Origin of the sequence: Bacteroides sp. 224 (assembly GCF_010500995.1) — a bacterium.
In the GTDB taxonomy this organism is placed as follows: domain Bacteria; phylum Bacteroidota; class Bacteroidia; order Bacteroidales; family Bacteroidaceae; genus Bacteroides.
Genome location: NZ_QVMK01000021.1, coordinates 14921 through 35734, shown reverse-complemented (window position 1 = coordinate 35734; position 20814 = coordinate 14921). Strand labels below are relative to the sequence as shown.

Annotated in this window: 18 protein-coding genes; all 18 read left to right on the top strand. The window is 39.1% G+C overall.

Annotated elements, in window-relative coordinates:
• Nucleotides 1–785: 785 nt before the first annotated feature.
• The 18 genes from D0T60_RS11135 to D0T60_RS11050 all read left to right on the top strand — a co-directional run bounded on the left by D0T60_RS11135 (nt 786) and on the right by D0T60_RS11050 (nt 20797).
• Nucleotides 786–1316, top strand: a complete 531-nt coding sequence (locus tag D0T60_RS11135; protein ID WP_129733360.1) for a dihydrofolate reductase family protein — start codon at nt 786–788, stop codon at nt 1314–1316.
• A 55-nt stretch (nt 1317–1371) separates the two neighbouring features.
• Nucleotides 1372–1860, top strand: coding sequence for an RNA polymerase sigma factor (locus D0T60_RS11130; protein WP_129733359.1), 489 nt, complete (start codon nt 1372–1374; stop codon nt 1858–1860).
• Nucleotides 1861–1871: 11 nt separating this feature from the next.
• A complete protein-coding gene (locus tag D0T60_RS11125) occupies nt 1872–2657 on the top strand; it encodes a FecR family protein (RefSeq protein ID WP_129733358.1) in 786 nt (261 codons plus the stop codon).
• Complete coding sequence (locus tag D0T60_RS11120) at nt 2658–5087, top strand: carboxypeptidase-like regulatory domain-containing protein (protein WP_129733357.1); 2430 nt, start codon at nt 2658–2660, stop codon at nt 5085–5087. It abuts the gene before it with no gap.
• Nucleotides 5088–5179: 92 nt separating this feature from the next.
• Complete coding sequence (locus D0T60_RS11115; protein ID WP_129733356.1) at nt 5180–5530, top strand: hypothetical protein; 351 nt, start codon at nt 5180–5182, stop codon at nt 5528–5530.
• A gap of 114 nt (nt 5531–5644) precedes the next feature.
• Nucleotides 5645–6076 (top strand): DUF6769 family protein, encoded by a 432-nt coding sequence (locus D0T60_RS11110; RefSeq protein WP_129733355.1) that lies wholly within the window; start codon nt 5645–5647, stop codon nt 6074–6076.
• 128 nt (nt 6077–6204) lie between these two features.
• Nucleotides 6205–6987, top strand: coding sequence for a phosphatase PAP2 family protein (locus tag D0T60_RS11105; protein ID WP_239059545.1), 783 nt, complete (start codon nt 6205–6207; stop codon nt 6985–6987).
• A gap of 12 nt (nt 6988–6999) precedes the next feature.
• A complete protein-coding gene (locus D0T60_RS11100) occupies nt 7000–7731 on the top strand; it encodes a glycosyltransferase family 2 protein (protein WP_129733353.1) in 732 nt (243 codons plus the stop codon).
• A gap of 76 nt (nt 7732–7807) precedes the next feature.
• Nucleotides 7808–8392 carry a lipid-A-disaccharide synthase N-terminal domain-containing protein gene (locus D0T60_RS11095; RefSeq protein WP_203558323.1) on the top strand — a complete coding sequence of 195 codons (585 nt, stop codon included), beginning with the start codon at nt 7808–7810 and terminating at the stop codon, nt 8390–8392.
• Entirely contained in the window at nt 8389–9411 is a 1023-nt protein-coding gene (locus D0T60_RS11090) for an NAD-dependent epimerase/dehydratase family protein (protein ID WP_129733351.1), read from the top strand. The genes D0T60_RS11095 and D0T60_RS11090 overlap by 4 nt, the downstream gene beginning before the upstream one ends.
• Before the next feature lie 23 nt (nt 9412–9434).
• Entirely contained in the window at nt 9435–11003 is a 1569-nt protein-coding gene (locus tag D0T60_RS11085; RefSeq protein WP_129733350.1) for a glycosyltransferase family 39 protein, read from the top strand.
• Nucleotides 11004–11107: 104 nt separating this feature from the next.
• Nucleotides 11108–11719: a hypothetical protein gene (locus D0T60_RS11080; protein ID WP_129733349.1), complete on the top strand. Its 612-nt coding sequence runs from the start codon at nt 11108–11110 to the stop codon at nt 11717–11719.
• Between the two features lie 101 nt (nt 11720–11820).
• On the top strand, nt 11821–12243 hold the full coding sequence (locus D0T60_RS11075) for a Fur family transcriptional regulator (RefSeq protein WP_129733348.1): 423 nt from the start codon (nt 11821–11823) through the stop codon (nt 12241–12243).
• A gap of 46 nt (nt 12244–12289) precedes the next feature.
• The gene (locus D0T60_RS11070) at nt 12290–12727 is read left to right on the top strand and encodes a DUF6769 family protein (RefSeq protein ID WP_129733347.1); all 438 of its coding nucleotides are present in this window, start codon (nt 12290–12292) and stop codon (nt 12725–12727) included.
• Nucleotides 12728–12892: 165 nt separating this feature from the next.
• Nucleotides 12893–14218, top strand: a complete 1326-nt coding sequence (locus tag D0T60_RS11065) for an efflux RND transporter periplasmic adaptor subunit (RefSeq protein WP_129733346.1) — start codon at nt 12893–12895, stop codon at nt 14216–14218.
• Between the two features lie 20 nt (nt 14219–14238).
• Entirely contained in the window at nt 14239–17382 is a 3144-nt protein-coding gene (locus D0T60_RS11060) for an efflux RND transporter permease subunit (protein ID WP_129733345.1), read from the top strand.
• Nucleotides 17379–18557: a TolC family protein gene (locus tag D0T60_RS11055; RefSeq protein WP_129733344.1), complete on the top strand. Its 1179-nt coding sequence runs from the start codon at nt 17379–17381 to the stop codon at nt 18555–18557. The genes D0T60_RS11060 and D0T60_RS11055 overlap by 4 nt, the downstream gene beginning before the upstream one ends.
• A 296-nt stretch (nt 18558–18853) precedes the next feature.
• Nucleotides 18854–20797: a heavy metal translocating P-type ATPase gene (locus D0T60_RS11050; RefSeq protein ID WP_129733342.1), complete on the top strand. Its 1944-nt coding sequence runs from the start codon at nt 18854–18856 to the stop codon at nt 20795–20797.
• Nucleotides 20798–20814: the final 17 nt, after the last annotated feature.

Here is a 20814-nt window from a genome sequence, read left to right as displayed (position 1 = left end):
GTGACGCTTCGGTGATGCTTTTTAGAAAAGTATCACCCACTATTAACTCCTGTAAATCAATCTGTTAGAACGGCGTGTGACACTTGTGACACTTTTTTGTCGATAAATTCATTCTGAATGGATTGGAAGTTGGCTGAGATATAACAAAAAAAGTCCCGAAATCATTAGATTCCAGAACTTTTCTCGATTTTGCATCGTTATTTGGCGGTCCGGACGGGACTCGAACCCGCGACCGCAAAACGCATATATTCAGTGATTAAAAATCTTTTTTTGTTTATGTGGTACGAATTGGAGCAATATCCTTTTCTGCCTTATTTTCTTGGCAGTTCTGGCTGCTATTGACGCCAATTTGTCTGCATAAAACTTGGGTTCAAAGTTACTACAATTTTTGAAATCACCAAAGGTTTTGAAAAATAATCTTTTAGACGTAGTGCAAGGTGCAAGTTTATCTATATATAGATACTTGCACCTTGCACCAACAATCTCAACTGGAAAGACTTTAATACCTTAAACTAATTTGGTATCTTTGCACCAGATAAATAGAATTTTAGCGGATTAATTCCGTTTATATATAACATAACGTTCGCTGAACGTCTCGATACGAAAACTGGTAATTTTCAACTGAAAGGGACAGATAGCGCAATGTTCATGCTATACGAGAGTATGGCGTGGGCTTGCCTGTTTCTTTCAAAGGTATACCAGTACCTCGTATCGGAGCAGTGTGAGTTCCACGCTTCTTTTTTGAGATACAGCGAGCAATGGTATAAACAATTAAATTCAGTAGCATGAAAAAAATTATCCTTTACATCGCTGCATCACTTGACCAACGGATTGCAGAGCCAGGCGGCGGATTGGAATGGCTTACCGGATGCCCAAATCGTGAAAAGACAGATTACGGTTGCAAAAATCTATCAGCTTCGGTTGATACGGTTATTATGGGCGGTCGTACTTACCGTGAAATTATGAACATGGATGTAATTTGGCCATATTCGGAACAGATGGCTTATGTTGTATCCCACCATGAATGGGATACAAAGGAGAATGTACGTTTTATCACGGAGAATATTATTGAAACGATTTCTGAACTTCGCAATCAGGAAGGTAAAGATATTTGGTTAGTTGGAGGCGGAGAATTAATTTCAATGTTGCTCGCCGCAGATTTGATTGACGAAATGCAAATTTGCTACTTCCCCATAATTTTGGGCAAAGGCATATCTTTATTTCCTGAACAAAACAAGGAATCTAAGTGGGAAATAATAAAGACAAAAGTATATGATTCGGGTGTGTTGAAAGTTGATTACCAAAAATCTTTATAATTTCATGTAGGGTATTTATATCTTCATGCGGTATAATAGTAAAATGTCCAACTGGATGATAAGCAAAGCAGAGTTCAAACAATTATTCGATAAGTATTTTGATACGATTCGAAGTTTTATCTTCTATCGCTGTGGCGATAGGGATGCAGCATCGGATATGGCACAGGATGTCTTTATGAAGATTTGGGAGAAACGGGAACAACTGGATAACCTTAATTTAAAACCATTGCTTTATAAGATAGCAAACGATATGGTTATAAGCAATTATCGAAAAAGTTCTACCCGTTTAGATTATGAGGTGAGTATGAGTATTCAGATTGATAGTCCCTTGTCGCCCGAAGATGAATTAAACTTTGAAGAATTGGCATCTACTTATGCTAAAGCATTAGAAAAGATGCCGGAATTACAAAGGGTTGTTTTCCTGATGAGCCGGAATGATGAACTAAAGTATAGTGAAATAGCCCAATGTTTGGATATAAGCGTAAAAGCTGTCGAAAAACGGATGAGCGCTGCTTTGCAATTTCTTAGGACAGAACTATTATAATTAAAGAAGATATGAAAACGGATGATATTAAAATAACCCCTAAATGGAGTAAAAGCAAAGAAGATATTTGGGATAGTGTCTTTGAAGGATTGGAAGAAACTCCCAAAGTTATTGAAATGGCTCCCCGAAAAAGATCATTGTGGTTTTATGCGGCTGCATCTATTGCTGCAATAGCTATAATTCTACCCTCCATAGCATTTTTCTATACAAAAAATGAAGTTGCTGAAAGAGGTACACATCTGGCGGTGGTTTTACCCGACGGCTCTAAAGTAGATTTGAATGCCGAAAGTAAAATCGGCTATAAACCTCTCTGGTGGTTTATTTCCCGTGATGTAGAACTGAAAGGCGAAGCATATTTTGAAGTTGAAAAAGGAAGCACATTTGATGTACGTTCCGGGCAATACACTGTAAGTGTACTGGGAACAAGTTTTAATGTGTTTTCCCGTGCCGAAAATTTTAAGGTAACCTGTCTTACCGGAAAGGTGAATGTTTCGGATAAATCGGAATCAGTAATACTTACCCCGAATATGCAGGCATTATTAAGTAATGGCAAACTTACCACTAATGATGTCGAAGATGCGAAAGAATCTATTAATTGGAAACATGGTAAATTTGTTTTTGTTAGCGTACCTTTGCAAGATGTAATTCAGGAGATTGAAAGACAGTATGATATTGAAGTATTGCCTAATTCAAATCTGAATTATTCATATTCAGGTAATTTTACGAAAGCTAAAGATCCGAATGATGTGCTTAAAATAGTAGGTAAACCGTTCGGAATAGAATTTAAGATAAAGTAATTGAAGAAATTTATAGTTATACTTATAATAACCCTTACAGGCACAATTGCAGCTTTTTCACAAGAGCTGCATTTGGTCGTTAATGACAAGCCCCTTAACGATGTTCTGCGGGGATTACCCGTAGAAATTTCTTTTGATGATAATGCCCTTTCCCAATATAAGGTAACGGTCAATCGAAAATTTAATAATCCTCAAAGCGCACTTGATTTTTTGCTGAAAGATAAACCGTTTCGCCACGAAAATATAAACGGAGTTTATGTTATCGCTTCCTATACTGAAAAGATAGAGCAACCGCCTGTTGTTGAAGTTAAGCGGTACTATACGTTTTCAGGGACAATAAGGGATGCAGATAGCGAAGAAGGTTTACCTTACGCTTATATCACTACTCCCGAAAAGACCGTTTCAACTGATGAAGCAGGTTATTTTTCTTTCAAAACCGAGAAAAAAGGAAATCAGCGTGTACAAGTGCAGTATTTGGGCTATCAGGCACAAGATACTATTCTTTCTCCCGGACTAAACGAAATCCGGCTACAATCTGCTGTTTTTACTATGGATGAAGTAATCGTCAGTCCTGCTCCCGCCACAATGCTTATCCAATCCGGCAATAGTCCCGGCGAAATCCGCATCAATCATCAAATTTCAAAATATATTCCCGGAAGCAATGATAATTCCGTATTTAACCTTATGCGGATGATGCCCGGAGTAAGAGCATCGGGCGAGCCATCGGAAGACCTGATTGTGTGGGGCAGTAATATGGGTGAAAGCAAGATAACATACGACGGATATACGCTATTCGGTATAAAGAACTATAACGACCATATAGGTTCGGTCAATCCCTATATGGTAAAAGACATACGCATCTTGAAAGGCGGGTACGGCTCCAATCAGGGCGGACGTATCGGTGCCATTACGGAGATAACAGGTATAGACGGTAATTTTAATGCTCCGTCTGTAAAAGCAACTGTCAGCAATTATACAATGAACCTTTTTGCTTCGGTACCCTTGACAAAGAAATTGAATATCTCTGCTGCTTACAGGCAGACTTTCTATAACCTGTATAACAATGAGAATGTGGATTTATCCAATAGTGAAAATAATCCACAAACGATTTATTCAAGCATATATATAAAGCCTGATTACCATTTCAATGATGCCAATTTAAAGCTATCAGGAAAAGCATTTAAGGATGATTCCTATTACATCAGCCTGTATGGAGCTAATGACCGCTTTAAATACTCGGTAAATCAACCAAACGAGTATGATGTCAATGCTTCTGAAAAGAACAGGCAATATGGTGGGGCGGCTTCTTATAAACGGGTATGGGAAAACGGCTCAACTACAAAAGTTGTGGCTACATTCTCACGGCTTACCTCTTTGTTGGATAATCTCACAATACTGGGAGATAAAAAGCCGACAACAGACGATGTTAGTCATCTGGATAATGAGGTACAGGAGTTTTCGGTAAGACTTAACCATGACTTTAATATCGGAAGCCGTAACAAAGTACAAGTTGGCGGGGAGTGGCAACAATACAGGGTAAGTCTGAACGAGCTATGCGGAGAACTGGATAAGCCGACAGTCTATATTACAGATAATATATTATTGGATAATTTGACTTTAAGTGCAGGTGTACGGGTGGATATGCCATTGAATAAAAAAGTCTATGTACAGCCCCGTTTATCCGGCACATATAAAATATCGGAAGAACTAACTGCAACTGCTTCGTGGGGACTATACAATCAGTTTCTTACCCGTACCGCATACCAATATGATGAATCGGGATTTCAAACCGTATGGACTATGGCAGACAGTACCTTTACAAAGGCAATGCACACTACCGCAGGTATTGCATACAGTAAAAACGGCTTCTTGGTCAGTATGGAAGGATATTATAAGACTACAAAAAACAGTCAGTATTTTTTGGATAATACAGTCTATAAAATAGATAATACGATTTTAGGAGCAGACTTGTTTGCCAAAAAGCTAATCAGAAATCATACTTTATATGGCTCGTATTCCATCAACCGCCTTAGTAAACCGCAAAACGAACTTTCGCATGAAATAAAAGTCGGAGGTATCGGGGCATTCGATCCTTTCTATTTTTCGTTGAGTTATGTTTATGGTACAGGCTTTTCTTATATTTCCACTGGAGGGCACGGACATGGACAAGGCAATGAGGAAGGACAGCATGGCTCCGAACACGAACATACGGATTATTCCGATGAGCCATACAGCCGCTTTGATATAGGTGCTACATACAGGGCACAAATAAAGAAAGTAAGGCTGCAAGCAGGCGTATCGCTATTGAATGTGTTTGGTACTAAGAATATAAAATACAACTATCAGATTTCCGGTCAAAATACTGCAACAAATATCTTCACAAAAGCAACTCCATTTACTCCAACGGTATTTCTTGAAATTATTTTTTGATTTATGGTAGGGTAAACCCTGCTTTATGCGGTTACTATTACGAAAGCGCTTCAGAAAAAAACAAAGTACAAATTCGTAAATTAGTAGATCAAATGAAAAAGTTATTTTATTCGTTGGCAGTAGTTTTATTTGCAGTAACATTCGTTGCTTGCAGTAATGACGACCATGAAGATTTTGGGACATCAGCAAAACAAGATATTGAAGCCAGAGCTGCGGCTTTAGGATTTGATGATGTTGCAGCTTACCAAGCAAGTGTAGCAGAGCAATGTTCAGCGGGAAATCATGAAAATTGTGATATTTATAACGATGGCACTCACGAAGCCTGCGCATATTCCGACCATTCAGGGAAAAACCATGACGGCACCCATCACAATGGAACCGATCATGGAACACATGACAAAGATGGTCATTCACACGGTTCGCATGATGGTAAACACCATTAATAACCTTTATGTACGATGGGATTCAATAAAGGGGAAACAATTTCTTTATTGAATCCCTTTTTTAAAACACATTGCCTATAATAAAATTATCTAACCACAGTTAAGATATTAAGTTTGAAAAATAAATGTTCCATATCCGCTATTGTACTCTCAACCATACTATTTTTGGTTTTTGCAGTTATTCCACATCATCATCATGGTGGGAAAGCCTGCATTGTTATCGAGTTGTGTGAGTTGGATAATGCAATAAACGATGAACATACACATCACAGCGATACGGATAGTGAGCAAAATCACGATGAAACCTGTATTGCTAAATCAAAATTCATCATTCCTACATCTGTTGATGAAACAAAACTAAAAGTATCAGATAATCAAAATGATACTGTTTTATTTCCTATCTTTTTCCTTGTTGGAAATTTATTTAATTATAGTTTAGATAGTTCATTTATCGAATCTGATTACGGTGAGTATATACTAAGCTATAAATCCGCAGCAGCAAATCAATTTCATGGTTTGCGGGCACCTCCTTTCACCTTTTCATAACAGAAAGACTAAATTATAGTCTTTATCCTTTGTGCTTGTAATCTATCTTCCGGTAGATACTAAGCCACCGCTATATCTAATTTTCCGAACAATCCCAAAAAAATAATATAAATAAGATGTTTTTAAAATTGACAAAAGCATTGTGTACCATTGTGTTATTACTTTCGGTTTCACTCCCAAATGCTTATACCCAAACAAATAATAACACGCTTTCTGAAAGCGATAGTATTCAGGTAAATGACTATAAATTCTCATATAAACAATTAATAATACCTGCATCCCTGATGTTGTACGGAACAATAGAAGCAACATTAGCGCCCAAAAATCGCCTATTAAACTATGCCATAGGGCATGAAGTAATAACACACAAACCTGAAAAGTTTCAGATTGATGATATAACGCAATATGTACCTGCGGCGAGTGTATATGCTTTAAACTTAGTCGGGATAAAAGGCAAACACAATTTCAAAGACAGGACGATTATTTTAGGAATGGCAAGCCTGTTCACGGCGGCTTCAGTGAATGGTTTAAAATATACGGCACGAGTTGAAAGACCAGATAAATCCGCAAAAAATTCTTTTCCGTCAGGGCATACGGCAATCGCTTTTATGGGTGCTGAATTTCTTTGGCAAGAATATAAAGATGTTTCAATCTGGTATGGAATAGCGGGATATACTATCGCTGCGGGAACCGGAGCATTCCGCATATACAATAATAAGCACTGGGTAGGCGACGTCGCATTCGGTGCCGGGCTTGGCATATTAAGTACAAAACTTGCCTATTGGCTCTATCCTACTGTTGAAAAGAAAATATTTAAAGGTGGTCAGGAGAAAAAGAACAAACGAAATCTTGCTTTTTACCCCTATTACACAGGTCAGCAGGGTGGTTTATCGCTTTCAATGCAATTTTAAAATATAAATGATATGAACTCTACAAAAGATTATGATTTAACCATAATAGTTCCTGTTTATAATGAAGAAGAAAATATAAACAAACTTGAAAAGGAACTATCTGAATATGTATGTTCTTCATCAGTAAAAACCTGCATACTATTCGTTGATGATGGATCGAAAGACCAAAGCAAAACATTGATACAGGAAGTGTGTCAGCGAAACCGTCATCTTTTTTATATAAGTTTTGCTCGAAATTGCGGATTAAGCGCAGCTATAAAAGCAGGGATAGATATAGCCCAGTCGTCATTTGTCGGATATATAGATGCTGATTTACAAACAGCGCCTAAAGATTTTGAACTTTTATTGCCATATAGAAATGAATATGAAATGGTAATGGGTATCCGTACAGGACGCAAAGATAGTTTAGGAAAAAAACTATCGTCGAAAATAGCCAATAGTTTTCGCCGCATGATGACTAATGACGGCATAGAAGATACGGGGTGTCCACTAAAAATTATTCATACCGAATACGCTAAACGCATTCCGATGTTTACGGGGATGCACCGTTTCCTACCTGCTCTCCTTCAGTTACAACATGGCAGGGTAAAGCAGGTTCCTGTTAGGCATTTTGAACGTACCGCAGGTCAATCAAAATTTCATTTATGGAACAGGTTGGTTAGTCCTTTTATGGATTGCTTTGCTTTCCGATGGATGAAGAAACGGTACATAAACTATACTATTGAAAAAGAAGGTATTAATTAAGCCATAGCAAAAAGTGAATAACGACATTTGGTATTTTGTTTTAGGTTTTTTAGCACAGGGGTTATTTTCTGCCAGAATGCTTATTCAGTGGATTTTATCGGAAAAGGCTAAAAAAGTTGTATCTCCGACTATCTATTGGCAGTTAAGTTTATTAGCTTCTATATTATTTTCTATATATGGGTGGCTAAGGGGAGATTTTGTAATAATTCTCGGACAACTATTCTCCTATTATATCTATATATGGAATTTGAATAGTAAAAACAACTGGAAAAAAATCCATTTAGCTATAAGAACAGTAATTCTCTTAATACCTGCTGCCGCACTTTGCTATGTGCTATATAACAATGAAGTAAGCATTGACAGGTTATTTTCAAATATATCGTTATGGTTACTTCTATTTGGTTCCGCAGGTCAGATAATTTTCACTTTCCGCTTTGTTTATCAATGGTGGCATTCAAGATTGAGAGGTGAATCTGTCCTTCCCTTAAACTTTTGGCTGTTGAGTATAATAGGTTCTCTGATAACTATTGCATACGCAATATTCAGAGAAGATCCGGTATTGCTTATTGGTCAAAGTTTTGGTTTTATCACATATTCCAGAAATGTGTGGTTGATTATAAAAAACTGTAATGAGGATGAATCTAAAAAAGAGATTAAATGAAAATATTAGTTACAGGCAGTGCAGGATTTATCGGATTTCACTTGGTAAAAGCATTGGTTGAAAATAAAGAGAATTTCGTTGTGGGAATAGATAATATAAATGACTATTACGATGTAAACCTAAAATATGGCAGGTTGTCTGAATGTGGAATAGGAAAAGAGGATATAACAGAAAATGAAGTAGTCCATAGTTCATTTTATTGCAATTATGATTTTGGAAAGATTGATCTTACGGACTTTATACAATTAGGTGTTCTTTTTAAGAAGTATCAATTTGATTATGTTATCAATCTGGCAGCACAAGCGGGGGTTCGGTATTCTTTAGAAAATCCCCATGCTTATATCAACTCTAACATTCTTGGCTTTGTAAATATCTTAGAGTGTTGCAGGCATAATAATATCAAGCATCTTATATATGCTTCCAGTTCTTCGGTTTATGGATTGAACAATAAAATTCCTTTTAAGGAATCTGCCACAGTTGATAATCCTGCCAGTTTTTATGCTGCAACAAAAAAAAGTAATGAACTGATGGCTCATTCTTATAGTCATTTGTTCAATTTGCCCTCCACAGGAATAAGACTTTTTACTGTATATGGAGCATGGGGAAGACCTGATATGGCTCCGATGATTTTCGCAAGATCTATTCGGGAGGGCAGAACAATCAAGGTTTTTAATAATGGGGATATGCTTAGAGATTTCACCTATATAGATGATGTTATAAAAAGCATCGTCTTACTCTTGGATAAAACTCCGGATAAAAATTCAGATTCCGCTTTCTATCAGATTTTTAATATCGGCAATTCAAAGCCAGTTAATTTACTCCAGTTTATAGAAGCGATTGAATATGAAATGCAAAAAGACGCTCATTTGGAAATGTACCCTTTTCAATCCGGTGATGTAAAGGAAACCTATGCTGATATAAGCAAATTGACCAGATACATTCATTATAAGCCCAAAACAGTATTACCGGAAGGAATAAAATCATTTATTGAGTGGTTTAACTCAATGGAAAATCAATAGGTGTTAATCCTTAATTATTAACTATGACATTAAAACGATTATTTACGATTGACCACATCTACTATATTCTTGTTTTTGCATTAATGTTCCCATTAATCCTACTCCGGGATTATACGCCTGCAAACGAACTTAGATATTTGAATATAGTTGATGATGCCTTAAAAACAGGGAATTTTTTCTCATTTTATAATCATGGTGAAATATATGCCGATAAACCGCCTTTATATTTCTGGATTATAATGCTCGGAAAAAAGATATTCGGAAGTCATCAAATATGGTTCTTGTCGCTATTCTCATTACTACCCGCTTTTGTCATTCAGTTTACGATGGACAGGTGGACACGAGCTGAACTTCCAAACGAATATCAATCCAGTGCAAAACTATTATTGTTCACAAGCGCTCTATTTATGGGTGGAGCCATTATTCTAAGAATGGATATGTTAATGTCTATGTTTATAACATTGGCATTATATGTTTTTTATAGAATGTATTCAGGCAGAGAGAGAAAATATGATAAGTATTTGCTTCCTCTTTGTATTTTCCTCGCAATATTCAGTAAAGGGCCAATCGGAATAATTATTCCGGTAGTCTCTATACTGACATTTCTAACTATAAAAGGGAAAATTAAGGATAGTGGAAAATATTTAGGGTTTAGAACTTGGGGAATACTCTTATTGCTTTGTTCTGTTTGGTTCAGCTTAGTGTGGGTTGAAGCGGGAAATAGTTATTTGAACGATTTACTCTTTAATCAGACATTCAACCGTGCTGTTAGCTCATTCCATCATAAGGAGCCGTTCTATTATTATTTTCAGGTATTTTGGTATTCCTTCGCTCCTTGGTCAATTTTATTCTTTGCCCTTATCCTGTTAGGGATTAAAAATAAGCTGATAAAAACAGATATAGATAAATTGTTTTTGACTGTTGTTTTAACGTCATTTCTTGTCTTATCTATTGTAAGTGCAAAGATTGAAATTTATATGTTGCCTGTATTTCCTTTTGTGGCTTATCTGTCAGTTATTATATTGATGAGATTAAAGAATAAGAAATGGATTGTATATTTTATGATAGCGTTATCTCTCATAGCAATAATGGCTTTGCCGTTGTTTTTATTGAGTAAAAATGATATTACATTTTCTTGGTTGAATGAAATTCACACTTCCATAATATGGGGATTAATTTCACTTGCTCTATTTGGATTCCTTTCTTTATATTTTCTGATTTTCCGAAAGAATATAATTCGTTCGATTAACAGCATATCAATAGGGATTTTAACCGTGATATTTATTGTATCCTTTGAAATGCCTTTTCTGAACAGCTATGTCGGTTATGAAAATATGTGTAAGAGTGGGATTGAGTTATCAGAAAATTCAAAACAATACATTGTTTATGGAATCCGCCGTCCAGAGAATATGAAAGTATATTTAGGAGAGAGTGTTATCATAGCTGAAAAGGATGATATTATGTCCGATATTTATGGCGGTTCAATACTTTTTATTTCTGATAGAGCATTGAGAAAAGATTTTTCATTACGGGAGTATATTGAGAAAAAGCCCTCTACAAAAATAGGAGATAATCTTGTGGTAAAATTATGAGAAGTGTCTTTCTCCGTTCAAGTTAAAAATTATTTTATTTTTTGGTAGGGTATAATTACTCTTATGCGGTATATTAACATATAACATTTTAACAATAAAGGAATATGAAAAGAGTATTTTATTCATTAGCGGTTCTCGCATCGGTTATCACATTCGTTTCTTGTAGCCAGGATGATGATAGCAACTTTGGAGATATAGATCAAAGTTTGGAGCTTCGTGCATCTACACTCGGTTTTTCAAATGGCGATATCTACAAAAGCAGCGTGCTGAATCAGTGTGCTGCCGGAAATCACGAAAACTGCGATATACTTGCAGACGGAACACATCAGGTTTGTACAAATTCCCAACATTCAGGAATTAAACATGACGGTACCCATCACAATGGCACAGGCACAGGACATGGAGGAAATAACCATGATTCCAATACCTGCATGGATGTAAGCCACAATCATAACAACACACAAAACCACGATGTGAATACTTGTACTGATGCAAACCATAATCACAATAACGGACAAAACCATGATGTGAATACTTGTACAGATACAAGCCATAATCACAATGGAGAACAAAACCATGATGTGAACACTTGCACTGATGCAAGTCATAATCACAATGGGGAACAAAATCATGATGTGAATACCTGTACTGATAAGAGCCACAATCACAATGGAAGTGCCGATGGCTCTCATAATAAGGGCAACCATCATAATTAAGATATTATATGCAAAAAGGATGTGCAGTGATTTTAAAATCAGCATCATTTGACACATCCTTTTTGTTATAGAATAAATAACATAAATAATCTTTGAAATACGTGGACGATTTTATCATAAAATTATTAGAAGGAAAAGGCATAAAGCCCACATCTACACGGATTTTAGTATGGGATACAATGCTAAAGTTCACCGAAGCATTCAGTTTAGGGGACTTAGAGAAAAAATTATTGAGCATTGATAAATCGACTATTTCTCGTATAATTCACCTCTTTAATGATAATGGGCTGATTCATAAATTTGACGACGGATCAGGTTCGGTTAAATATTCGGTTTGTCAGGAGGATTGCGGTTGTAGTGAAGGTGATTATCATTTACACTTTTACTGTAACTACTGTAAAAAGGCATTTTGTTTGGAAAACGTGCCTGTTCCTCAAATAGAACTACCGGGAAATATGGAATTGGAGAGCGTTAATTTCGTAATTAAAGGCTATTGCGGAAAATGTGATAAGATTGCAACTTAGTTGCATGACTTTTTATTTTATCTTTGCACAGGTAAAAAAAGATTTAGTGAAACGAATTATTTCCATATCGTTTGTTGCATTGTCAAGTTTAGTATTACTGATACTTGCAATAGTACCACATCATCATCATGAGGGATTGGTGTGTATTGTTATGGAGATATGCGAACAGGATAATCAGGTAAACGATGAACATACAGACCATCGTGAGTTACCTAATGACAGTGACCATGAACAATCTTGTATTGCTGAATCTAAATATACTTCACCCAAAACGACAAATGAAACTAAGTGCAAGGTTTCTTCTTGTCAAAACCATGATCTTACACATTTATTCCCGATATTCTTTTTAGCTGCGGATTTCTTAATCTACGATTCGGGAGAATCAACCTCCGACTTTGAGTACGGAGAATTTATTTCATTCTATAAATCCGCAGAAGCAAACCAATTTCACGGTTTACGCGCCCCTCCTTCCATAATTTCCTGATGTTTTGACTTACAGGCTGTAAGTCATGCTGCTTTGTGCATTTGGATATGTTCAAGGCATAGGGTATTGGTATATACATATCAACCCATAAAAATCAATATTTCTCACGAGAAGCAAAGCAAATATCAGGATATGCTTTACTTCCCCCAATAATTAAAAAATAAAATGAAAACGTACATAATAGGATTATTCGTTGTTATCGCAATATTATTAACCGGATGCAATTCCGGTCAGGGAAAAAACAATCAAAAATCAAGTGATAAACATGAGCATGTTGATGGTGATGGACATGACCATTCTAATGAGAAAGAGCATGAACACTCCGAAGGTGATGGACATGACCATTCAAACGATAAAGAACATAAACATACTGACGGCGATGGGCATGACCACGCTAACGAGAAAGATCATAAGCACTCCGAGGGCGACGGACATGACCACGGAGCAGAAGCAATGGAAGACAGCCATTCGGATGAAATACTTTTCACCAAACAGCAAGCGCAACTTGTTGGATTGAAGACAGAAACCGTTGCTCTTGGTAGTTTCTACAATTCCATTAAAACCAGTGGACAGATACAAGCCTCGCAGGGTGATGAAGCTGTTATTGCAGCTACTTCCAACGGTATTGTATCTTTCACCAATCCGTCCATAACAGACGGTACAGCCGTACAAGCCGGACAATCCATTGTAACTATTTCAGCAAAGAAACTGTTGGAAGGCGATCCGTCCGTAAAAGCGCGGATTGAATACGAAACTGCACAGAAAGAGTTCCAACGTGCCGAATCATTGGTAAAAGACCAGATTATTTCCGCTAAGGACTTTGAACAGGCTCGTTTGCGTTATGAAACAGCGAAAACAGTATATCAGGCACAGGCAGGCAATATGACAGCCACCGGGGTAAGCGTTACAGCTCCCATTGCCGGATATATTAAGAACAGGCTTGTTGCACAGGGGGAATACGTTTCAGTAGGTCAGCCCATTGCAACTGTATCGCAGAATAGGCGTTTGCAGCTACGAGCCGAAGTATCAGAGAACAATTTCAAGATACTTAAAAGCATCAGTAGTGCTAACTTTAAGCCTGCCTATGACAATCAGGTATATAAACTTTCCGAACTTAACGGCCGGCTTTTATCTTTCGGTAAAGCATCCACTGACCAATCTTTCTATATTCCTGTTACATTCGAGTTTGATAACGTGGGCGATATTATTCCCGGAGCATATACCGAAGTATATCTGCTTTCGACCTTACAGGATAATGTAATATCCGTTCCCGTTTCTGCTATTACCGAAGAACAGGGACTTAACTTCGTGTATCTGCAAATAGGCGACGAAGAATATAAGAAACAGGAAGTAACCCTCGGACAGAATAACGGCGAAAGAGTGCAGATCCTTTCAGGTCTTCAACGCGGAGCCAAAGTAGTTACCAAAGGAGTATATCAGGTGAAACTGGCAGCAACTTCTTCAGTAATGCCCGAAGGACATAGTCACTAACCATTAAAACACGAATCAGTATGTTGAACAAGATAATAAAATTCTCGCTGAACAACCGTGTCGTTGTTTTAGTGGCATCCCTGCTGCTTATGCTGGCAGGAACCTATACAGCCGTCAATATGGAAGTCGATGTATTTCCCGACCTCAATGCACCCACCGTTGTGGTGATGACAGAGGCACGAGGTATGGCTCCCGAAGAAGTCGAACGGCTCGTTACTTTCCCTGTCGAAACCGCCCTGAACGGTGCTACTGATGTACGCCGTGTGCGTTCATCCTCTACCACAGGCTTTTCTATCGTATGGGTAGAATTTAACTGGGGAACGGACATCTACCGTGCCCGTCAGATTGTATCCGAAAAGTTAGCCGTTGTCAATGACCAGTTGCCGTCTAACGTTGGTAATCCGACGTTGGGGCCGCAATCGTCCATACTGGGTGAGCTTATGATTATCGGAGTAACCGCCGATTCAACCTCATTACAGGATTTGCGGACATTATCTGACTGGACTATCCGCCCCCGTTTATTATCAACAGGTGGAGTGGCACAGGTAACCGTTCTCGGTGGTGAAATCAAGGAATACCAGATATTGCTCGATCCCGGAAAGATGAAACATTACAACATCGGACTCAATGAAGTAATCGACGTCGTTACCGAAATGAACCAGAACGCCGCAGGTGGTGTATTGTATGAATACGGAAACGAATTTATCATCCGTGGCGTGCTTTCAACAAATAAAATACCATCATTGGGAAAAGCTGTTATCAAAACAGTAAACAATGTTCCTATCCTGATAGAAAACATTGCTGAAGTAAAAATAGGAGATAAAGCACCTAAACTGGGTATGGCATCCAACGACGGCAAAGCTGCCGTATTGATAACTGTTACCAAGCAACCGGCTACAAGTACGCTCGAATTGACAGACAAACTTGACGCTTCGCTTGCCGATTTACAGAAACAGCTTCCGGCAGATGTGAAGATAACAACCGACATCTTTCGTCAGGCACGTTTTATAGACAACTCCATCAATAACGTACAGAAATCATTGTACGAAGGGGGTATCTTCGTGGTTATCGTTTTCGTTATCTTCCTGATGAACGCACGTACAACCATTATATCACTTGTAACGATACCGTTGTCATTAGTCTTTGCAATACTCTCCTTAAAATTCATGGGGCTTACTATTAATACCATGAGCCTCGGAGGTATGGCTATTGCTATTGGCTCGCTTGTGGATGATGCCATTGTCGATGTAGAAAATGTGTTCAAGCGATTGCGGGAGAACAGGCAGAAACCAAAGGAACTGCAAAAAACCGTACTCAACGTCGTGTTCGATGCTTCCAAAGAAGTGCGTATGCCAATTCTATACTCCACATTTATCATCATCGCCAGCTTCGTTCCCTTGTTCTTCCTTTCTGGAATGGAAGGTCGTATGCTTGCACCGTTAGGAGTAGCCTTTATTATGGCATTGATAGCTTCTACCGTAGTAGCCTTAACCCTTACTCCAGTATTGTGTAGCTACCTGTTGGGTAAACCACGAAAAGATGATAAACCGGAACGTGAACCGTATATAGTAAGGAAACTGAAAATCGTTTACGAGGTAGCCCTTAAATGGACACTCAAATACAAGAAATGGGTACTTGGCGGAACAGGTGTTGTTTTAGTGATTGCCGTTATCATTTTCTTCTCATTAGGTCGTAGCTTCCTGCCGCCATTCAATGAGGGTTCATTTACCGTAAGCATCAGTAGTATGCCCGGTATATCGCTTGAAGAATCCGACAAGATGGGGCGTATAGCAGAAGATATCTTGCTTTCCATACCCGAAGTTCAAACCGTAGGACGGAAAACAGGACGTGCCGAACTCGATGAACACGCACTCGGTGTAAACGTATCGGAAATCGAAGCACCGTTCATCCTCGATAAACGTTCCAAAGATGAAGTGCTTGCCGAAATACGCGAAAAGATAAAAGTGTTGCCGGGAGTGAATATAGAAATAGGCGCACCCATTTCGCACCGTATCGACGCTATGTTATCCGGTACACGTGCCAACATCGCTATCAAGTTGTTCGGAACAGACCTCAATAAAATGTTCTCCATCGGTAACCAAATAAAAGCAAACATTCAGGACATTGAAGGTATTGCCGATCTGAACGTAGAACAACAAGTGGAACGTCCGCAGTTGAAGATAGAACCCAAAAGGGAAGTAATGGCGAAATACGGCATAACCTTACCCGACTTTGCGAAGATTGTAAACGTCATGCTCGCAGGTGAAGTCGTTTCACAGGTGTACGAAGAAAACCGCTCGTTCGACCTTACCCTAAAAGTAAACGACGATAGCCGTGAAACAGCCGAAAGGATAAAGAACCTTATTGTTGATGCCAACGGACGTAAAATTCCATTGAGTAATATAGCCGAAATAACATCGTCCACAGGCCCCAACACCATCAATAGGGAAAACGTTGCCCGTAAGATTGTAATATCGGCTAACGTTGCCGGACGTGACCTGCGCGGAGTAGTAAATGACATTCAGGACATCGTAAACGAAAAGATAGAACTGCCCGAAGGTTATCATATTGAGTACGGCGGACAGTTTGAGAGCGAACAGGCAGCATCACGCACCCTGCTTATTACCTCAATCTTCTCCATTCTTGCTATTTTCATGCTTCTGTTTGCGCAGTTTAAGAGCATAAACCAGTCCGTTGTTATCCTGCTTAACCTGCCGCTTGCCCTTATCGGCGGAGTGTTTGCCATTTTCTTTACTAACGGCGTTCTGAGCATACCGGCTATTATCGGGTTTATCTCCCTGTTCGGTATCGCTACACGTAACGGTATGTTGCTTATCTCACGATACAACGACCTTGTGGCAGAGGGGTATAGCAAACTTGATGCGGTAATGACCGGCTCGTTAGACCGTCTAAACCCCATCTTGATGACCGCATTAACCTCCGGTCTTGCACTGATACCGCTTGCATTGGGTGGTGATTTGCCGGGTAACGAAATACAAAGTCCGATGGCAAAGGTTATCCTGGGCGGATTGCTCACATCGACTTTGCTCAACGGCTTTATTATTCCTATCATGTACTTAATTACAAACAGGAAAGTAGTTGAAACCGAAATTCTGGACAACGAGGAACCTGAAGTAAACAACACTAAATTAGAATTAGAATGAGAACAATCATAATAACCATGTTGGTACTCTTCGCAGGCATAACGCTCAATGCGCAGAATAATATCAACCCTGTATTGTCTTCGATAGAAGAGAACAATACAACCCTGAAAGCCCTCCGCGAACAAGTTGAAGCGGATAAGCTGCAAAACAAAACGGGCATCTTCCTTGATGATCCGGAAGTGGGCTTCAATTATCTCTGGGGTAACCCTTCAAATATAGGTAATCGTACCGATTTTAGCGTATCGCAGACATTCGACATTCCCACCATTACGGGAATGAAAAGTCGGTTAGCAAACGGTAGAAACAACCTTGTGGAATGGCAGTACAAAGCCGACCGTATGAATATATTGCTCGAAGCAAAACAATACTGCATTGAACTGATATATTACAATTCCCTGCTTAAAGAACTTTATTTGCGTCTGGAACATGCAGAAACCATTGCCAAAGGTTATAAAGACCGTATGGACAGGGGCGACGTAAGTATCTTGGAGTACAACAAAGTAAACCTGAACCTTTCTACCATACAAGGAGAAATATCGCGCATGGAAGTAGAACGTGATGCACTCCTTGCCCAGTTGAAAAGGCTGAACGGCGGTATCGACGTAGTCTTTAATGATGCAGACTACGGCAGCCGTGAGCTTCCGTTGAACTTTAACGACTGGTATGTACAAGCCGAAGATAAAAACCCGGTGTTGGCATACGTGCGTAACGAAATCGAAGTAAGCCAGAAACAGGTATCACTAAGCAAAGCGATGAACCTGCCTAAGTTTACCGCCGGATACATGAGTGAAAAAGTAGTCGGACAACGGTATCAGGGTGTGTCGCTTGGTATATCCATACCGCTATGGTCGAATAAAAATCAGGTGAAACAGGCAAAGGCATCTGTTGCTGCTGCCCAAAGCCGCGAAGCCGATACCAAGCAACAGTTTTTCAGCCAACTGCAAATACAGTATTCCAAAGCAATGGGACTGAAAACTACTGCCGACAAATATCGTAAATCGCTGGCAAACGTAAATAATACCATCCTGTTGAAAAAAGCACTTGATGCGGGTGAAATATCCTTGCTTGATTACATGGTTGAAATGGGATTGTACTACGACAACGTAAACCAGACGCTTGCAGCCGAAAGGGATTATCAACTGGCATTTGCCGAACTTGCAGCCGTAGAACTCTAAAAAATGATGTCATGAAAAGACAGCAAAAGAAAAAAAAGAGTAAGGTCATTGCAAAGAAAAAAATGATTAGTTCAAGAGCAAAAAAATGGATTGTAGCGTTAAGTATAACCATTGGGATTACATTAGGTTTTTTGTTATGGTATTATGTAACCAGATGTCCCCATCATCATTGTTTCTTTCATAGATGGCCGTTAAAGGAAGTCTTATTCTTTGGGACTTTGTTTACACTATTACCATTTGTGTTTTTGAATGAGGAATTGTATAAAAAGAAGTATAAACGATAAATTAAAATAATTATGGGAAATTGCAATGATGGGGCTTGTGTTATAGACAAGACCAAACAGGAAATGGATACCTCACAGAAAAGAGGTTACATCCGGGCGGCTATCTCCTTTGTGATGCTGATTGCAGGCATCATCTTTTCCGCTGTCGGGCTTTCGTTCTTTGCCGATAAGTGGGTACAACTCGCATGGTATATCATCGCTTATATTCCGGTAGGCTTACCGGTGATAAAAGAAGCATGGGAAGCCATTCGCCAGAAAGACGTATTCAGCGAGTTTACATTGATGAGTATAGCTACCATCGGGGCGTTCTTTATCGGAGAATACCCCGAAGGCGTTGCAGTAATGCTGTTCTATGCCGTAGGCGAACTCTTTCAGGATGCAGCGGTAAACCGTGCAAAAAGGAGCATTAGTGCATTACTTGATGTCCGACCAGAAACAGCGACAGTTATTAAGATGGATAAAACTGAAATAATGTCGCCGGAGAATGTAAATGTAGGTGATATTGTGGAAGTCAAGGTAGGCGAAAGAGTGCCTCTTGACGGAATTTTACTGAATGAATCGGCATCTTTTAATACTTCGGCATTAACTGGAGAGAGTGTTCCCAGAACGATACGGAAAAATGAGGACGTATTTGCAGGTATGATACTTACCGACAATGTTTCAAGAATTGAAGTAACGAAACCATTTGGTATGAGTGCTTTGGCTCGTATTCTTGACCTTGTTCAGAACGCCACAGAAAAAAAGGCACCCGCAGAACAGTTCATACGCAAATTTGCCCGCATCTATACTCCGATAGTGGTGGCACTGGCTGCGCTTATAGTGTTATTACCACTGGCATACTCTGCTATTAATCCGGCATTCAATTTTGTGTTGTACGACTGGGTTTATCGTGGATTGGTATTCCTCGTTATTTCCTGCCCGTGTGCTTTGGTTATCAGCATACCGTTGGGCTACTTTGGTGGTATCGGGGCGGCAAGCCGTAAAGGAATACTATTTAAAGGAAGCAACTATTTGGAAGCCATTACCAAAGTAAATACGGTGGTGATGGATAAAACCGGAACACTGACACAGGGAGTTTTCAAGGTACAAAAGATTGTTCCGGCAGATTTTCTGCTCGAAACAGACCTTGTGAATTTAGTGGCTTCGGTTGAAACGCAAAGTACGCATCCCATAGCGAAAGCTATTGTGGAATATGCAAAAGAGCAGAATATCGAAGTAATTAAGCCGGAGATTGTGAATGAAATCGCAGGGCACGGCTTACAGGCTTCTATCAATGGTAAAATAGTTCTTGTGGGTAATCCTAAATTATTGATAAAAAACAATGTAGAGTTCCCGCCGGAAATAGCGACTATACCCGAAACGATTGTTGTTTGCGCTATCAATGGCATCTATTCCGGATATATTCTGGTAGCCGATGCTCCGAAAGAGGATGCAGCTACAGCCGTGAACGCTTTGCGTGAGTTAGGAATTAAGAATATTGTAATGCTGTCAGGAGATAAACAGGCCATCGTTTCGCAGCTTGCCACAGAGTTGAACGTTACGCAAGCGCATGGCGATCTGCTGCCCGAAGGAAAGGTTGAGTATGTAGAGCAGTTGAAGTCCGATCCGGGTAATAACATTGCTTTTGTAGGCGATGGGATAAACGATGCGCCTGTTCTTGCCATGAGCGACGTAGGCATTGCAATGGGTGGACTGGGTAGCGACGTTGCCATAGAAACGGCAGACGTTATTATTCAGACAGACCAACCGAGCCGGATAGCAACGGCTATAACAATAGGCAAAGCTACACGCCGAATTGTTATACAGAATATAAGTCTGGCTTTTGGTGTAAAGCTCATTGTGTTGATTTTGGGTGCAGGAGGTGTTGCAACCTTATGGGAAGCGGTATTTGCTGATGTTGGGGTATCGTTATTGGCGATATTGAACGCTATTAGGATTTTGAAAATGAAATTTTAATTATGCCCTGTTGGGGT